This is a genomic window from Streptomyces sp. B21-105, from assembly GCF_036898465.1.
GTDB lineage: Bacteria > Actinomycetota > Actinomycetes > Streptomycetales > Streptomycetaceae > Streptomyces.
The window spans coordinates 5,123,450-5,140,697 of record NZ_JARUMJ010000001.1; the positions used below are offsets into that span (position 1 = coordinate 5,123,450).

The 17,248-nt window shown below is 70.9% G+C and carries 10 protein-coding genes and 1 tRNA gene; 9 read left to right on the forward strand and 2 right to left on the reverse strand.

Going from position 1 to position 17,248, the window contains the following annotated elements:
• Window positions 1-161 precede the first annotated feature (161 nt).
• The 9 genes from QA802_RS23185 to QA802_RS23225 all read left to right on the forward strand — a co-directional run bounded on the left by QA802_RS23185 (window position 162) and on the right by QA802_RS23225 (window position 15,428).
• Window positions 162-2,570: a sodium-translocating pyrophosphatase gene (locus QA802_RS23185; protein WP_334525952.1), complete on the forward strand. Its 2,409-nt coding sequence runs from the start codon at window positions 162-164 to the stop codon at window positions 2,568-2,570.
• 193 nt (window positions 2,571-2,763) lie between these two features.
• The gene (locus tag QA802_RS23190; RefSeq protein WP_306950154.1) at window positions 2,764-3,363 is read left to right on the forward strand and encodes a small secreted protein; all 600 of its coding nucleotides are present in this window, start codon (window positions 2,764-2,766) and stop codon (window positions 3,361-3,363) included.
• A gap of 64 nt (window positions 3,364-3,427) precedes the next feature.
• Entirely contained in the window at window positions 3,428-4,948 is a 1,521-nt protein-coding gene (locus tag QA802_RS23195) for a DUF7059 domain-containing protein (protein ID WP_334525955.1), read from the forward strand.
• Window positions 4,949-5,340: 392 nt separating this feature from the next.
• Entirely contained in the window at window positions 5,341-5,538 is a 198-nt protein-coding gene (locus tag QA802_RS23200) for a hypothetical protein (RefSeq protein WP_334525958.1), read from the forward strand.
• Between the two features lie 269 nt (window positions 5,539-5,807).
• On the forward strand, window positions 5,808-8,648 hold the full coding sequence (gene topA / locus QA802_RS23205) for a type I DNA topoisomerase (protein WP_334525961.1): 2,841 nt from the start codon (window positions 5,808-5,810) through the stop codon (window positions 8,646-8,648).
• 235 nt (window positions 8,649-8,883) lie between these two features.
• Entirely contained in the window at window positions 8,884-12,129 is a 3,246-nt protein-coding gene (tmk, locus tag QA802_RS23210) for a dTMP kinase (protein ID WP_319171807.1), read from the forward strand.
• Between the two features lie 167 nt (window positions 12,130-12,296).
• Window positions 12,297-13,502, forward strand: coding sequence for a DNA polymerase III subunit delta' (locus tag QA802_RS23215; RefSeq protein WP_319171806.1), 1,206 nt, complete (start codon window positions 12,297-12,299; stop codon window positions 13,500-13,502).
• Window positions 13,503-13,669: 167 nt separating this feature from the next.
• On the forward strand, window positions 13,670-15,244 hold the full coding sequence (locus QA802_RS23220; RefSeq protein WP_334525970.1) for an alpha/beta hydrolase: 1,575 nt from the start codon (window positions 13,670-13,672) through the stop codon (window positions 15,242-15,244).
• A 110-nt stretch (window positions 15,245-15,354) separates the two neighbouring features.
• Window positions 15,355-15,428, forward strand: a tRNA-Thr gene (locus tag QA802_RS23225).
• Between the two features lie 47 nt (window positions 15,429-15,475).
• Here QA802_RS23225 and QA802_RS23230 read toward each other — a convergent pair.
• Window positions 15,476-16,873 carry a tyrosine-type recombinase/integrase gene (locus QA802_RS23230; RefSeq protein ID WP_334525972.1) on the reverse strand — a complete coding sequence of 466 codons (1,398 nt, stop codon included), beginning with the start codon at window positions 16,871-16,873 and terminating at the stop codon, window positions 15,476-15,478.
• Between the two features lie 65 nt (window positions 16,874-16,938).
• Window positions 16,939-17,142, reverse strand: coding sequence for a helix-turn-helix domain-containing protein (locus QA802_RS23235; RefSeq protein WP_334525975.1), 204 nt, complete (start codon window positions 17,140-17,142; stop codon window positions 16,939-16,941).
• Window positions 17,143-17,248 lie beyond the last annotated feature (106 nt).

Here is a 17,248-nt window from a genome sequence, read left to right on the forward strand (position 1 = left end):
GCGGAAATCGACTGGAATTCGTGAAGTAATTCACGATCAATGCCTTGAAGGCATTACTTGACGAAAAGGCGAATTTCGTTTGCCGGGCACTGTTTTGATCAGGTTCCGGTACCTACAATCCGTCCACATCTTGAGCTCAGCCCAAGCGTCAAGGAGGACGAATGGCGGGGCTTCCCACCTCTCATCCGTTGGATCACCCGACAACCCTCGCAGCCGCGGAGCTGACCGACGGCAACCGCCTCCTGGTGGTGGTCATCGCGGTCGTGGCGTTGGCCGCACTCGTGGTGGCGGGCGTGCTGCTGCGCCAGGTGCTCGCGGCCGGCGAGGGCACCGACAGCATGAAGAAGATCGCGGCGGCGGTCCAGGAGGGCGCCAACGCCTATCTGGCCCGACAGCTGCGCACACTCGGCGTATTCGCCGTCGTCGTCTTCTTCCTGCTCATGCTGCTGCCCGCGGACGACTGGAATCAGCGCGCCGGAAGATCGCTGTTCTTCTTGATCGGAGCGGCGTTCTCGGCGGCCACCGGTTATATCGGTATGTGGCTCGCCGTGCGCAGCAACGTGCGTGTCGCCGCCGCGGCGCGGGAAGCGACTCCGGCGGCAGGTGAACCGGAAAAGGATCTCACCGCCGTCTCGCACAAAGCAATGAAGATCGCATTCCGTACGGGCGGCGTCGTCGGCATGTTCACGGTGGGGCTCGGCCTGCTCGGCGCGGCCTGCGTGGTGCTGGTGTACGCGGCCGACGCGCCGAAGGTGCTGGAGGGATTCGGACTCGGCGCCGCTCTCATCGCCATGTTCATGAGGGTCGGCGGCGGAATCTTCACCAAGGCCGCCGACGTCGGCGCCGACCTGGTCGGAAAAGTGGAACAGGGCATTCCGGAGGACGATCCGCGCAATGCCGCGACCATCGCCGACAACGTGGGCGACAACGTCGGCGACTGTGCGGGCATGGCGGCAGACCTCTTCGAGTCGTATGCCGTGACCCTGGTCGCCGCGCTGATCCTGGGCAAGGCGGCCTTCGGCGACGCCGGACTCGCCTTCCCGCTTCTGGTGCCCGCGATCGGCGTGCTCACGGCCATGGTCGGGATCTTCGCGGTCGCCCCGCGCCGGGCCGACCGAAGCGGCATGTCGGCGATCAACCGGGGCTTCTTCATCTCTGCGACGATCTCGCTCGCGCTCGTCGCCGTGGCCGTCTTCCTCTACCTCCCCGGCACGTACGCCGACCTCGACGGCGTCACCGACGCGGCGATCCAGGACAAGAGCGGCGACCCGCGCGTCCTCGCACTCGTCGCGGTCGCCATCGGCATCCTTCTGGCAGCCGTCATCCAGCAGTTGACGGGCTATTTCACGGAGACCAACCGCCGACCGGTGCGCGACATCGGCAAGTCGTCCCTGACGGGCCCCGCCACCGTGGTCCTCGCCGGAATCTCCGTCGGTCTCGAATCGGCCGTCTACACCGCCTTGCTGATCGGCCTCGGCGTGTACGGGGCGTTCCTGCTCGGCGGCACGTCGATCATGCTGGCGCTGTTCGCCGTGGCGCTGGCCGGTACCGGTCTGCTCACCACGGTGGGCGTGATCGTGGCCATGGACACCTTCGGGCCGGTCTCCGACAACGCGCAGGGCATCGCCGAGATGTCCGGTGACGTCGAGGGCGCGGGCGCCCAGGTGCTCACCAACCTGGACGCCGTCGGCAACACCACCAAGGCGATCACCAAGGGAATCGCCATCGCCACCGCGGTCCTCGCGGCGTCGGCGCTCTTCGGGTCGTACCGGGACGCGATCACGACCGGCGCGCAGGACGTGGGCGAGAAGCTGTCCGGGGCGGGCGCGCCGATGACCTTGATGATGGACATCTCGCAGCCCAACAACCTCGTCGGTCTCATCGCGGGCGCGGCGGTCGTCTTCCTCTTCTCAGGGCTGGCGATCAACGCGGTGTCGCGGTCGGCCGGCGCCGTGGTGTTCGAGGTGCGTCGGCAGTTCCGCGAGCACCCCGGGATCATGGATTACAGCGAGGAGCCGGAGTACGGCAAGGTCGTCGACATCTGCACCCGGGACGCGCTGCGCGAGCTGGCCACACCCGGACTGCTGGCAGTGCTGGCGCCCATCTTCATCGGGTTCACCCTCGGGGTCGGGGCGCTGGGCGCGTTCCTGGCGGGCGCGATCGGCTGCGGCACGCTGATGGCCGTCTTCCTCGCCAACTCCGGCGGTGCGTGGGACAACGCCAAGAAACTGGTCGAGGACGGCCACCACGGCGGCAAGGGCAGCGAGGCGCACGCGGCGACGGTGATCGGTGACACGGTCGGCGACCCGTTCAAGGACACCGCAGGTCCCGCGATCAACCCGCTGCTGAAGGTCATGAACCTCGTGGCGCTCCTCATCGCTCCCGCAGTGATCAAGTTCAGCTACGGAGACGACAAGAGCATCGGTGTGCGGATCGTGATCGCGCTTCTCTCGCTCCTCGTCATCGTGGTCGCGGTGTACGTCTCCAAACGGCGCGGCATCGCCATGGGTGACGAAGAGAACAGCGCCGGCAAAGCGTCCAAGTCGGCCGATCCGGCGGTGGTTTCCTAGGGCGGCTCACCGGAGGCCAGTTCAAAGGGCGGGCGGGCGACGCGGGTTGACGCGTCGCCCGCCCGCTGTGTCGTCGGTGTGCCCCCGCCGTGAGCCTTCTCTCTCTTGGTGCAAATGGTTCAGCAGCTCACATAGCGGTCATTCGTTCTGGGGTTGTCGCCCGGTTGCCGTGTATGTTCCGGGGCCGAGAGCCATGGAAGGAACCAAACCGGTGAACAAGAAGCTCACGGCCGCACTGTCCGGCGGTGCGGTACTGGTACTGGCACTGTCCGGATGCAGCAGCGACGAAGGCAACAAGGAGCTCGACGCCTGGGCCAAGCAGGTCTGCGACGCGCTGCCCGCGCAGGACGCCAAGGTCGACGCGGCCAACGCCGCGATCAAGCAGGCCGCCACGGACAACAACGCCCCCGTGAACGTCCAGAAGACCGACTCCAAGGCCTTCCAGGACATGTCCGACGCCTACAGCGCGCTCGCGCAGGCCGTCCAGAAGGCGGGCACGCCGCCCGGCGTCGACAACGGCGAGAAGAAGCAGAAGGACGCCGTCGCGGCGCTCACGACCCTCTCGACCTCCTACGCCGGCCTGAAGAAGCAGGTCGACGCCCTGGACACCAAGGACCAGGGGAAGTTCGCCGACGGTCTGCAGGACATCGCCACCGATCTCGGCCGGCTCAGCAAGAGCGGCAACACCGCGCTGAAGAACCTCGAGCAGGGCGACGTCAAGGACGCCATGGCCAAGCAGGACAGCTGCAAGAAGGTGGCCGCCTCCGCCTCCGCCCGCGCGAAGAAGAGCTGAGCCGGCGCGACCGGACCGGCTGGGGCCGGGAGCGGCCCCAGGGGTGACGGGGGACAATGGGGGCGTGAGTAACGCCACCCTGTCCCCCCTGCCCTCCGCCGACCGTCCCGACGTCGCGGCCCGGCTGCGGGAGGCCCTGCTCGCGGCCTCCTTCACCGCGGACGGTCTCCTCGAGCTGCTCGGCGCCCCCGCCTACGCGGCTCTGGCCCGCAGCGAGACCGTTCCCGCGCTGCGCGCGACCCGCGGGGACACGCCGCTGGAGACGCTCGCCCGCCTCTTCCTGCTTCAGCAACCGGTCCCGCACGCGCGCGTGGCGGAGTTCCTGCCCGTACACGCGTGCGTGGAGAGCGGCTGGCTGGTCCCCACGGGCGGCGACGAGATGGCCGCGACCGTCGACGTGCGGCCGTACGGCGGGCCGGGCGGCGAGGACTGGTTCATCGTGTCCGATCTCGGGTGCGCGGTCGGCGGCGCCGGAGGCATCGGCAGCGACGCCGAGGGCGTCGTCCTCGGCGTCGGAGGCGCGTCCACGACCCTCGCCGGCGTCACCGTGCGCAAGCCCGTCTCCGCCGCGCTCGACCTGGGCGCCGGCTCGGGCATCCAGGCGCTGCACGCCGCCCAGCACGCAACGCGCGTGACGGCGACCGACCTCAATCCGCGCGCGCTGCACATCACCGCCCTCACGCTCGCGCTGTCCGCGGCCCCGGCGGCCGAACTGCGTGAGGGCTCGCTCTTCGAGCCGGTCCGGGACGACGAGACCTACGACCTGATCGTGTCGAACCCGCCGTTCGTGATCTCGCCGGGCGCCCGGCTGACCTACCGGGACGGCGGGATGGGCGGGGACGATCTGTGCCGCTCGCTCGTTCAAGGGGCGGGGGAACGGCTGAACCAGGGCGGGTTCGCGCAGTTCCTGGCCAACTGGCAGCACGTGGAAGGGGAGGACTGGCAGGACAGGCTCAGGTCGTGGGTGCCCCGTGGGTGCGACGCGTGGATCGTGCAGCGCGAGGTGCAGGACGTCACGCAGTACGCCGAACTCTGGCTGAGGGACGCCGGTGACCACCGCGGCGACCCGGCCGAGTACCAGGCCCGGTACGACGCATGGCTGGACGAGTTCGAGGCGCGCAAGGTGAAGGCCGTCGGTTTCGGCTGGATCACGCTCCGCAGGACCGCGGCCGAGGAGCCCGTGATCACGGTGGAGGAGTGGCCGCACCCGGTCGAACAGCCGCTCGGTGACGCGGTCCTGGCGCACTTCGAGCGGCTCGACTACCTGCGGGCGCACGATGACGCGGCGCTGCTCGCCGGCCATTTCAGGCTGGTCGAGGAGGTCGTCCAGGAGCAGGTGGGCCTCCCCGGCGCGGAGGACCCGGAGCACGTGGTGCTGCGCCAGCACCGCGGCATGCGCCGGGCGACCAAGGTGGACTCGGTCGGCGCGGGCTTCGCGGGCGTGTGCGACGGCTCGCTGAGCGCCGGCCGCATCCTTGACGCGATCGCCCAGTTGGTGGGCGAGGACCCGGTGCTGCTGCGGGACCGCACTCCGGCCCAGATCCGTCTGCTGGTGGAGCAGGGGTTCCTCGAACCGGCGCAGTGACGCGGTGCAGCGGCCGGATTTCGGCTCCTCGGGACGGCCCGGTCGTGTCACCACCGGTACACGCGCGCCGTCGCCCAACCGAGCCCGCTGGACGCGCCTCCGCCCCTCCGGCCGTGGTCGCCACCGACCCGTCCCCGTCCCCGTCCCCGCTTCCACGCCCACCTCTCCTGCCCTTGCTTTCGCTTGCCCGGCCCCTGGCCCGTCTCGGTGGCGCGGCATCCGCCCCCTGCGTAGTCCAGGTGTTCACCTCGGGTTCGCCGGTTCGCCGCCCGCGCGTGGCAGCGTCCGTGCCGGGGCCGGGGCCGGGGCCGGGGCCGAGGCGGGGGCCGGGGCCTGCGCCGACGTCGGGACAGGCACGGGCAGGCGGGCAGGCGAAGGGGGCGGGGGCAATCATGGAGAGTGTGCCGATGATCTTCGCGGGAATGGTGTTCGCCCTGTTCGGGGGCGCTCTGCTGGTGTGGGCCGGGGTCCGGGTGGGGCACCGGGAGCCCGTGGCGCAGGGTGTGAGCCCTGTCGCATCGGCGGCTCTCGCCCTGCTGGCCTCGGGCGCCGCACTGGTGGTCGGCGTGTGGTGCCTGGCCCGCCGGTGAATCGATCTCGCCGCACGCGCGTTCGGCCGGCGTGAGTGTGCTCACGCCGATCAGGAGGAAGGCGCCCTCCGGTCGTACGGAAAAGGGCCGGTCGGTACTCCGGGCGGCAGGAATGGCGGTAGTCGGGTTACCGTTCGAGTGGCCGTTGCGGGCTTTTCCCGTTTGACACGGGGGCGGGATGTACCGTCACACTCCGCAGCGTCACCATGACCCGACCCCGGGAGCAAGGCCTGGGGAGGCCCCAGCCTCGACCGGAGAGAAGAGCGAAGTTGTCCCCGACCAGCGAGACCGCACAGGGCGGCCGCCGACTCGTGATCGTCGAGTCGCCTGCCAAGGCGAAGACGATCAAGGGTTATCTCGGCCCCGGCTATATCGTCGAGGCCAGCGTCGGGCACATCCGCGACCTTCCCAACGGCGCCGCGGAGGTGCCGGACCAGTACACGGGCGAGGTCCGCCGCCTCGGTGTGGACGTCGAGCACGACTTCCAGCCGATCTACGTGGTCAACGCCGACAAGCGGGCGCAGGTCAAGAAGCTCAAGGACCTGCTGAAGGAGTCCGACGAGCTCTTCCTCGCCACCGATGAGGACCGCGAGGGCGAGGCGATCGCCTGGCACCTCCAGGAAGTGCTCAAGCCGAAGATCCCGGTCAAGCGGATGGTCTTCCACGAGATCACCAAGGACGCGATCAGGGCCGCCGTCGCCAACCCGCGCCAGCTCAACCAGAAACTGGTCGACGCCCAGGAGACCCGCCGCATCCTCGACCGCCTCTACGGCTACGAGGTCTCGCCGGTCCTGTGGAAGAAGGTCATGCCGCGCCTGTCGGCGGGGCGTGTCCAGTCCGTCGCCACCCGTCTCGTCGTCGAGCGGGAACGCGAGCGCATCGCGTTTCGCTCTGCTGAGTACTGGGATCTGACGGGCACCTTCGCGACCGGCCGCGCCGGTGACCCGTCGGACCCGTCGTCGCTGGTCGCCCGCCTCCAGTCCGTCGACGGCAGGCGAGTCGCACAGGGCCGCGACTTCGATTCCCTGGGACAACTCAAGAGCGCGAACACCCTCCCGCTCGACGAGGCGAACGCCCGCGCCCTGGCCGCCGCCCTGGAGAACACCCGGTTCTCCGTGCGCTCCGTCGAGTCGAAGCCGTACCGCCGCTCGCCGTACGCCCCGTTCCGTACGACGACCCTGCAGCAGGAGGCCAGCCGCAAGCTGGGCTTCGGCGCGAAGGCCACGATGCAGGTCGCGCAGAAGCTGTACGAGAACGGCTACATCACGTACATGCGTACGGACTCCACGACCCTGAGCGGCACGGCCGTCTCCGCGGCCCGCGCCCAGGTCACACAGCTGTACGGCGCCGACTATCTGCCGGCCCAGCCGCGCACGTACGCCGCGAAGGTCAAGAACGCGCAGGAGGCGCACGAGGCGATCCGCCCATCGGGTGATCGTTTCCGCACCCCCGCGGAGACGGGCCTGGCCGGCGACCAGTTCCGGCTGTACGAGCTGATCTGGAAGCGGACCGTCGCCTCCCAGATGAAGGACGCGACCGGCAACAGCGTCACCGTCAAGATCGGCGGCACCGCGGCCGACGGCCGGGACGTCGAGTTCAGTGCCTCCGGCAAGACGATCACCTTCCACGGCTTCCTCAAGGCGTACGTCGAAGGCGCCGACGACCCGAACGCCGAGCTGGACGACCGTGAGCGCCGGCTGCCCCAGGTCGCCGAGGGCGACCCGCTGTCCGCCGAGCAGATCACGGTCGACGGGCACGCCACCAAGCCCCCGGCCCGCTACACCGAGGCCAGCCTCGTCAAGGAGCTCGAAGAGCGCGAGATCGGCCGGCCGTCCACGTACGCGTCGATCATCGGCACGATCCTCGACCGCGGCTACGTCTTCAAGAAGGGCACGGCGCTCGTCCCGTCCTTCCTGTCCTTCGCCGTGGTCAACCTCCTGGAGAAGCACTTCGGGCGGCTCGTCGACTACGACTTCACCGCCAAGATGGAGGACGACCTCGACCGCATCGCCAACGGCGAGGCGCAGTCCGTGCCGTGGCTCAGGAGGTTCTACTTCGGCGAGGGCGCGGCCGAGGGCCGTGCCGCCGACGCAGGCAACGGCGACGGGGACCACCTCGGAGGTCTCAAGGAACTGGTCACCGACCTGGGCGCGATCGACGCGCGCGAGGTGTCCTCGTTCCCCGTCGGCAACGGCATCATGCTGCGGGTCGGCCGCTTCGGCCCGTACATCGAGCGCGGGGAGAAGGGCGCCGAGGGTCACCAGCGGGCGGACATCGCCGAAGAGCTGGCGCCCGACGAGCTGACCCTCGAGATGGCCGAGGAACTCCTCGCCGCACCGAGCGGTGACTTCGAACTGGGCGCCGACCCGGAGACGGGTCACCAGATCGTCGCCAGGAAGGGCCGCTACGGCCCGTACGTCACCGAGGTGCTCCCCGAGGGCACCCCGAAGACCGGCAAGAACGCCGTGAAGCCGCGTACTGCCTCGCTGTTCAAGACGATGTCGCCGGACACGGTGACGCTGGCGGAGGCCCTCAAGCTGATGTCCCTGCCGCGCGTCGTCGGCGTGGACGCGGAGGGCCAGGAGATCACCGCGCAGAACGGCCGCTACGGGCCCTACCTGAAGAAGGGCACGGACTCGCGGTCGCTGCAGACCGAGGAGCAGCTCTTCACGATCACCCTCGAAGAGGCGCTGGAGATCTACTCCCAGCCCAAGCAGCGCGGCCGGGCAGCCGCCAAACCGCCGCTGAAGGAGCTGGGCGCGGACCCGGTCAGCGGAAAGCCCGTCGTCGTCAAGGACGGCCGCTTCGGCCCGTACGTCACCGACGGGGAAACCAACGCGACCCTGCGCTCCGGCGACAGCGTCGAGGAGATCACCCCCGAGCGCGGCTACGAGCTACTCGCCGAGAAGCGCGCCAAGGCGCCCGCCAAGAAGACGGCGAAGAAGGCCCCGGCGAAGAAGACGACCACCGCGAAGAAGGCCGCGCCGGCGAAGAAGGCCGCGGCCAAGAAGACCACGACGGCCGCGAAGACGACGACGGCGAAGAAGACCACTGCGAAGAAGAGCACCGCGACGAAGACGACGGCCGCACGGTCGGCGTCCGAGGACTGACCGGCCCGGCCCGGCCCGGACCGCAGCCCCTCCCGGACGGATCGCCCCTTTCGCGCATTCAGTGCCTGTCAGGCGTTACAGGCGGCGGATCCGGCACGGTTCGCACACGGTTTCCGCACGGATTCCGCACGGCGCGTTCGCGAAACGACCGGCCCCGGCATCACTTTGGTGTCGGGGTTGTCGCACGCCCGGACGGGGGCCACGGGCTGTCGGTCGCGGCCGATAGGCTGAAAGCATGACGCGAGCCGAGCAGCCAACGGCCCACCACCCGGCCCCGGACGACGCCCTGGTGGCGGACTCCCGCGAGCGTGCCGTGCGCGCGCTGTTGCGCGAGCCACAGCTCAAGCGGCTCTGGAGCGCGCAGCTGGTGAGCGGTGTGGGAGACGCCCTCGCCCTTCTGGTCTTCGTCCTCCTCGTCCTCCAGACGGCCATCGCCGAGGCCTCCTTCGGGGGCGGCTACCGGGGCGTGGCGTTCGCGGTGGCGACCGTCTTCGGGGTGCGCATTCTGGCCACCCTGCTGTTCGGGGCGGTCCTCCTCGGTCCGTTGACGTCACTGACATCGCCCGACGGCCCGCTCGACCGCCGCTGGACCATGGTCGCCGCCGACGGTCTGCGCGCCGCGCTCCTGATCGTCGCGCCCTTGTGGATCGACTGGACTCCCGACGACGCGCTGCCCCTGCTGCTCGTCACCGTGTTCGTGACGGGCGTCGCCGAACGGTTCTGGACGGTCGCCCGGGAGAGCGCCGCCCCCGCCCTGCTGCCCGCGCCGCCTCTGGAGGGCGCGACGGTACGCCCGCTGCCGGACCACATGGACGCCCTGCGCCGCCTGTCGCTGCGCACCGGATTCGTGACGATCCCGGTGGGTGCGGTCACCCTGGTCGCCGCGGCGTTGTTCAACAATCTGCTGGGCATCGGCATCGCCTGGTTCGACCAGCATCAGGCGGCTCTCGCCTCGTACGTCGCCGGAGGGCTCTTCGCCGGGTCGCTGTCCATCGTGACGTTCCTCGAACTACCCGCGGTGCGTACCCCCCGCGCGCGGTCACCGCTCGAGGGCCTGCGCCGCCCCCGCACCGCCACCGGCGTCGACAGCGGACGCACGGGCGCCGTCCCGCTGCTGGTCCTCGCCTGCGCCGCGGTCGCCGGAGCGATCGCCGCCGCCGTGGCCGTCGCCGTGCTGCACGCCACGGACCTGGGCGGCGGCCCGGTCCTGTACGGACTGCTCGTCCTCGGGCTGACCGGCGGCGTCGTCATCGGCGTCCGCACCGCTCCGAAGGTGCTGGTGTCACTTTCGCGGCGCAGGCTGCTCGCTCTTGCCCTCGCCTTCACCGGCGTGGCACTGCTGGCCGCCGGCCTGGTCCCGGACGTCACCAGCGTGCTGCTGATCGTGACCCTGGCCGGCGTCGGCGCGGGCGTCGCCGCCAACACCGGGCACGCGCTGCTCGACCAGGAGACCGAGGACCACCGCCGCGCGCGGACGAACGAGCACCTGCACGCCGTGGTCCGGGTCCTGGTGGCGCTGGGTGCGCTGCTCGCCCCGGTCGTCGCGGCGCTCATCGGCCCGCACCGGCTGGAGAACGGCAGGTTCGTCTTCGCGCACGGCGGAGCGGCGTTCGTGCTCATGCTGGTCGGCGCGCTGCTGCTGCCGGTGGCCGCCGTGGTCCTCGCCAAGGTCGACGACCGCTCCGGCGTCCCTCTGCGAAAGGACCTGCGGGACGCGCTGCGGGGCGGCGACGACCCGGAGACGATGCCGGCCGCGAACGGCTTCTTCATCGCCCTGGAGGGCGGCGACGGCGCCGGCAAGTCCACCCAGGCCGAGGCGCTCGCCGAGTGGATCAGGGCCAAGGGCCACGAGGTCGTCCTCACCCGCGAGCCCGGCGCCACGCCCGTGGGCAAGCGGCTGCGTTCGATCCTGCTCGACGTCTCGAGTGCCGGGCTGTCCCATCGCGCGGAGGCGCTGCTGTACGCGGCGGACCGCGCGGAGCACGTCGACACCGTCGTACGGCCCGCGCTGGAACGCGGCGCGGTGGTCATCACCGACCGGTACGTCGACTCGTCCGTGGCCTACCAGGGCGCCGGCCGTGACCTGTCCCCGACCGAGATCGCGCGGATCTCGCGCTGGGCGACGAACGGCCTGGTCCCGCATCTGACGGTCCTTCTGGACGTGTCGCCGGAGGCGGCCCGGGAGCGTTTCACGGAGGCGCCGGACCGGCTGGAGTCGGAACCGGCGGAGTTCCACGCGCGCGTGCGCTCCGGTTTCCTCACCCTGGCCGCCGCTGACCCGGGGCGATACCTGGTGGTCGACGCGGCCCAGGAGCCCGAGGCCGTCACCGCCGTCGTCCGGCACCGGCTCGACCTGTTGCTGCCCCTGTCCGAGGCCGAGATCAAGGCCCAGGAGGAGGCGCGCAGGAAGGCCGAGGAGGAGGCGCGCAGGAAGGCCGAGGAGGAGGCCGCGCGCAAGGCCGAGGAGGAGCGTCTCGAGCGCGAGCGCCAGGAGCAGCTCGCCAAGCTGCGCGCCGAGGAGGAGGAGCGCAAGCGGCGCGAGCTGGAGGAGGCGCAGCGCCGCGAGGCCGAACGGCAGGCCGAGGAGGCCCGGCTGCGCGCCGAGGAGGCGCGGAGGCGGGCTGAGGAGGAGCGGGTCCGGCTCCTCGCGGAGGAGAAGGCCCGCGCCGAGGAGGAGGCCCGCCGCAAGGCGGACGAGGAGCGGCGTCGCAAGCAGGCCGAGGAAGAGGCCAGGGCGCGCGCCGAGGCCGAGACCCGCCGGCTGGAGAAGCAGCGCAAGGCCGAGGAGGCGCTGCTGCGGGCCGAGCAGGCCCGGCGTGCGGCCGAGCAGGCCGCCGCAGCCGCGTCGGTCGGCCCGAAGCCGCCCCGCCCGGCACCGGCCGCGGCTGCGGCTGCGGCTCCGGCGGTCCCGCCGGAGGCGGTGACCGTGCCGACGCCGGTGGTGACTCCGACCAACGCGTCGGGCGGGCCGGTGGACGAGACGGCGGTGCTGCCGCCGATCCGGATGGACAAGGAACCCGAGCAGCCCTCCCGGCCGTCGGCGGAGCCCGCAGGGTGGGCGGCCGACGCCGAGGTGACGACCGAGCTGCCGCAGCCGTCGATCCCGGCAGGCGCCGCGGACGAGACGGCGGTCCTGCCCCCGGTGCGTGACCAGGGCCCCGATGACGAGACTGCCGTACTGCCTCCGGTGAGGGACGAGAGCCCCTCGGACCGGGTGCCGCCGGGCTTCTTCCGCGACGAGCGGGGCGGACGGGCCGAGCGGGGCGGGGCGCGTCCGGACGGTACCGACGACCGCACGCGCGAACTGCCTCAGCTCGACGAGGAGGGCGCGCCCCGGCAGCGCCCCCGTCCGGACTGGGCCGAGGAGACCCCGCTGGACGATCTGCCCACACTCGCGGACGAACTGCTGGGACCGCACCGCGACGAGGACGACGGCGACGAGGGACGCGAGGACGGCCGTGGGCGGGGCCGTCGCCGCTGAGCGAGCCTGTCGTGGTGTCGTGGGTGCGGCGGGCCCGTTCAACGGGACCCGCCGACGGCCCGCCCGCGTCGCCTGCCCCGTCCGCCTCGCCCTCCGGCCCGGTTGTCAGTGGTGGCCCGCACAATGGAACCCGCAGCGCGAAACGTGACGAAAGGGCGGCGTGACGCATGACCGTGTGGGACGACCTCGTCGGGCAGGAGAAGGTGAGCGAGCAGCTGATCGCGGCCGCTCGGGACGCCGACGCGTTCGTCACCGCGGCCGCCTCCGGCACCGCCCCGCCGGAGGCGTCGAAGATGACGCACGCCTGGCTGTTCACCGGCCCGCCGGGTGCCGGCCGCAGCCGGACGGCGCGGGCCTTCGCCGCCGCCCTGCAGTGCGTGAGCCCCGATCGGGCGCTGGGCGGCATGCCGGGCTGCGGGTTCTGCGACGGCTGCCATACGGCGCTCATCGGCACGCACGCCGACGTCACGACCGTCGCCGCGGTCGGGTCGCAGATCCTCGCCGAGGACATGCGCGACACGGTCCGCAAGTCCTACACCTCACCCGCCACGGGCCGCTGGCAGGTCATCCTCGTCGAGGACGCGGAGCGGCTGAACGAGAAGTCGGCCAACGCCGTGCTGAAGGCGGTCGAGGAGCCCGCCCCCCGCACGGTCTGGATGCTCTGCGCGCCCTCCCTGGAGGACGTGCTGCCCACCATCCGCTCCCGCTGCCGGCACCTGAACCTGCGCACGCCCTCCGTCGACGCCGTCGCCGACATGCTCGTACGGCGTGAGGGCATCGAGCCGGCCGTCGCCGCGGCCGCCGCCCGGGCCACCCAGGGGCATGTCGACCGGGCCCGGCGGCTCGCCACCGACCCCGCCGCGCGCGAGCGCCGGGCGACCGTGCTGAAGGTGCCCCTGCGCGTCGACGACGTCGGCGGCTGCCTCAGAGCGGCCCAGGAGCTCGTCGACGCGGCCGCCGAGGACGCCAAACAGCTGGCGGAGGAGCGGGACGGCAAGGAGACCGAGGAGCTGAAGGCGGCCCTGGGCGCGGTCCAGGGTGGCCGGATGCCGCGCGGTACGGCGGGCGTCATGAAGGACCTGGAGGACAAGCAGAAGCGGCGCAGGACGCGCACGCAGCGCGACAGCCTCGACCTCGCGCTGACCGACCTCACCGCTTTCTACCGGGATGTTCTGGCGCTGCAGCTCGGCTCCCGCATCGCGATCGCCAACGCGGACGCCGAAGACGCGCTGGAGCGGCTTGCCCGGGCCGGCAGACCGGAGTCGACGCTTCGCCGCATCGACGCCATCGCCGCCTGCCGAGACGCCCTCGACCGCAACGTGGCCCCGCTGCTCGCGGTGGAGGCGATGACGCTCGCCCTGAGAGCGGGCTGACGAGAACGCCGAACCCGTGAGCCCTGACGACATGGATTGTCTGACGACGTTGGTTGTCTGACGACGTTGGTTGTCTGACGGCGTTGCTTGATTGACGGCATCACTCGTCCGTGAGCACTTGGTGCACGCAGCGCATGCGCTCGGTCGCTCACAGTTACGCTCGTTGGATGGACATCAGGCGTTCCCTCCGCAGGTCCCGCACCGGCGTCACCCTTGTGTCGCTCGCCGCGCTCCTCGTGTCCGGCTGCTCCGCCGAAAAGCCGACGAGTACCGCCGGGTCGACGGCGAGGGCGGCGCTCGCCGCGCTCCCGCGGGCCACGCCGTCGGCACTCATGCCGTACTACGCGCAGAAGCCGTCCTGGCGCGGCTGCGGTGTCCCCGGCTTCGAGTGCGCCACCATGACGGCGCCGCTCGACTACGCGGAGCCGGGTGCGGGTGATGTCAGGCTCGCGGTCGCCCGCAAGAAGGCGACGGGCCCGGGCAAGCGGCTCGGCTCGCTGCTGGTGAACCCGGGCGGACCGGGCGGCTCGGCGGTCGGCTACCTCCAGCAGTACGCCGGCATCGGCTATCCCGCCGAGGTTCGCGCCCGCTACGACATGGTCGCGGTGGACCCCAGAGGCGTGGCCCGCAGCGAGCCCGTGGAATGCCTCGAGGGGCCCGAGATGGACACCTACACGCAGACGGACACCACCCCCGACGATCCGCGGGAGACACGCGAACTCGTCCGCGCGTACAAGAAGTTCGCGGAGGCGTGCGGCGCGCGCTCGGCCCGGCTGCTGCGTCACGTCTCCACCGCCGGGGCGGCCCGGGACATGGACATCCTGCGCGCGATCCTCGGCGACAGGAAACTGACGTACGTGGGGGCCTCCTACGGAACGTTCCTCGGCGCGACGTACGCAGGCCTGTTCCCGAACCGGGTGGGCAGACTCGTCCTCGACGGCGCGATGGATCCGGCGCTGCCCGCCCGGCGGCTGAACCTGGACCAGACAGCGGGGTTCGAGACGGCGTTCCGGTCGTTCGCGAAGGACTGCGTGCGACAGCCCGACTGCCCGCTTGCCGCGAAGGGCGCCGCTCCCGCCAGGGTGGGCGAGAACCTGAAGGCCTTCTTCCGCAAGCTCGACGCGCACCCCCTCCCCGCGGGCGACCCGGACGGCCGCAAGCTCGGTGAGGCACTCGCCACCACCGGCGTGATCGCCGCGATGTACGACGAGAGCACGTGGGCGCAGTTGCGCGAGTCGCTGGCCTCGGCCATGAAGGAGGACGACGGCGCGGGGCTGCTCACCCTCTCCGACGCCTACTACGAGCGCGACGCCGACGGCCGGTACGCCAACCTGATGGCCGCCAACGCCGCGGTGAACTGCCTGGACCTCCCCGCCGCGTTCACCACCGCGGAGCAGGTGGAGAAGGCGCTGCCGTCCTTCGAGAAGGCGTCCCCGGTCTTCGGTGAGGGCCTCGCCTGGGCCTCCCTGAACTGCACGTACTGGCCGGTGGGGCCCACCGGCGAGCCGCAACGCATCGAGGCGAAGGGCGCCGCGCCGATCGTCGTCGTCGGCACCACCCGAGACCCGGCGACCCCGTACCCCTGGGCCGTGTCCCTCTCCCGCCAGCTCACCTCCGCCCGCCTCCTCACCTACCAGGGCGACGGCCACACCGCCTACGGTCGCGGCAGCGCCTGCATCGACTCCGCGATCAACGCCTACCTGCTCCACGGGACGCCTCCGGCGAGGGGAAAGCGCTGCTGATAGTCCCTCGACCGGCCCGGCCCTCCGTACCCCCGGAGCTGGTGCGGAGCACCCCGGGAAACTGTGTAGACTTACCGACGTTGCTGACCGCACCATGGTGCGGACAGCGCGCCGCCTTAGCTCAGATGGCCAGAGCAACGCACTCGTAATGCGTAGGTCTCGGGTTCGAATCCCGAAGGCGGCTCTGCCGAAGCCTCAGGACTCACTCGCCGTGACCTGGGGCTTTTGCTTTTACCGGATGCGGCGGCGGGCGCGGAAGCGGGCCGCGCGGCGGTTCCCAGTCTCAGTTTTAGTCTCAGTTGCGGGCGCAGGGGCAGGCTCCGGGGCGGGCAGGAACGTGTCTCCCATGCGTCGCATGGCGTCCTTCGAGAGGTGCGAGCGACCTTTGACGTAGCGGCGGGTCTGACTGATCTGGGTGTGGCGCAGGATCTCCATGATCGTGGGCATGTCGACCCCGAGTTCATTGAGGATCGTGCCGGCCGTGTGGCGGCTCCCGTCGTAGAGGCGCCGGTCTCCGATGCCCGCCTCTTGAAGCAGTTCCTTGAACTCTTCCCAGTCGGCGCGGGGGTCGATGGGGCGGCCGTCGGGTCGGGTGAACACGGCATGGTGCTCTTGCCAGAGTTCGCCGGCCGCCTCGCGTAGTTCGTCCTGCTGTGCCTTGTGCGCGATCAGGTAGGGGACGAAGGCGGGCGGGATCGGTACGGGGTTCGTGCTCTTCTTGGTCTTGGGGCGTGTGAAGGCCAACCCGCCGCCTTTGCGGTCGGGGCAGATGCTCGCGTGCTTGACGCACGTTGCCGTGCACGGCTTCGGGCACCCGCGCTTGTAGTTCTTGTGCGTGGCGCAGTCGGGCGGGCAGGGCTCGAAGCGGTGCAGACGCGCCCCGCAGGCGTGCGCGTTACCGCAACCGTGCCGCCACGTGAGTCGCTGTAGCTGCCACTTGGGGTGGAACAGTTCGGCCGTGAGGTCGACGTATGGCCACCGCAGTCCCAGGGTCTCTCCCTGCCGGAACCCCATGCCGACGCCGACGATCCACCGCATGAACGTGGGCCGCTTGGCCGCGGCTTCCAGGAACGCCTTGGCCTCTTCCTGAGTGAACGGGTTCGCCTCGGTCTCGTCGATCGAAGGCGGGTCGACCAGGGTGGCGACGTTCTCGCCGATCATCCGGCGGCGGTGGGCAATCTTCAGGGCCCGCGACAGGATGCGGTGCACCTTGACGATGTGGGAGGGGGCGTGACCGGCGTCGAGCATGGCACGGTACATCTGCTCGAGGTGCTCGGGGGCGAGCTTGTCGAGGCGGTGCTTACCGACGCCCGGGACGATGTCGTTGCGGGTCTTGGACCAGTAGTCGTCCAGGGAGCGGGGCTTGAGCTTCAGGCTCGCGATGTCGGTCAGGTACGTCGTCATCCACTGTTCGACGGTCGGCTTGCGGCCGGCCTTCGGGGCGCCTCCCTTCTCTCGCAGGTTCTCCAGCTCGCGGACCTTGCGGCGTACGGCGGGTTCGGTGCGAGCCATACGGTGGCGGCGGTCGGGGCTGCCATCGGGCAGCACGCCCATGGTCACGCGGCCGTGCCACCAGCCGTCATCGCCGAAGTAGACGGTCGATTCCAGGTTCGACTTCCGGGGACTCATGCGTGTTCCTCCATGCGGGAGGCACCCCGAGCGGAGTGCTCGGGGTGCCTCAGGGTGTGCTCAGATCAGTTGGGCAGGAGAGCGAGGGCGGCTACGAAGGCTTCGAGGTCAGCACGCCGAATCCGCCGCGTGCGGCCCAACTTGATGTACTTCAGGGCGCCTTCGGCCATCAGCTCGTAGACGGTGGATCGACCGACGGCGAGCGCTTCGGCGGCTTCCTCGGGCTTGTACAGGAGTCGGTCGACGGGGGCAGCGATCGCGGTACTCATCCGGGGTGCCTCCTGGGCAGCGCGGTGGGCCGTGTGTGTCCGAGGTTCGGATTTCTGCGTCATTGCGTCATCAGCGTCATTCAGGCTTCTGACCTGCGGCTTTGTG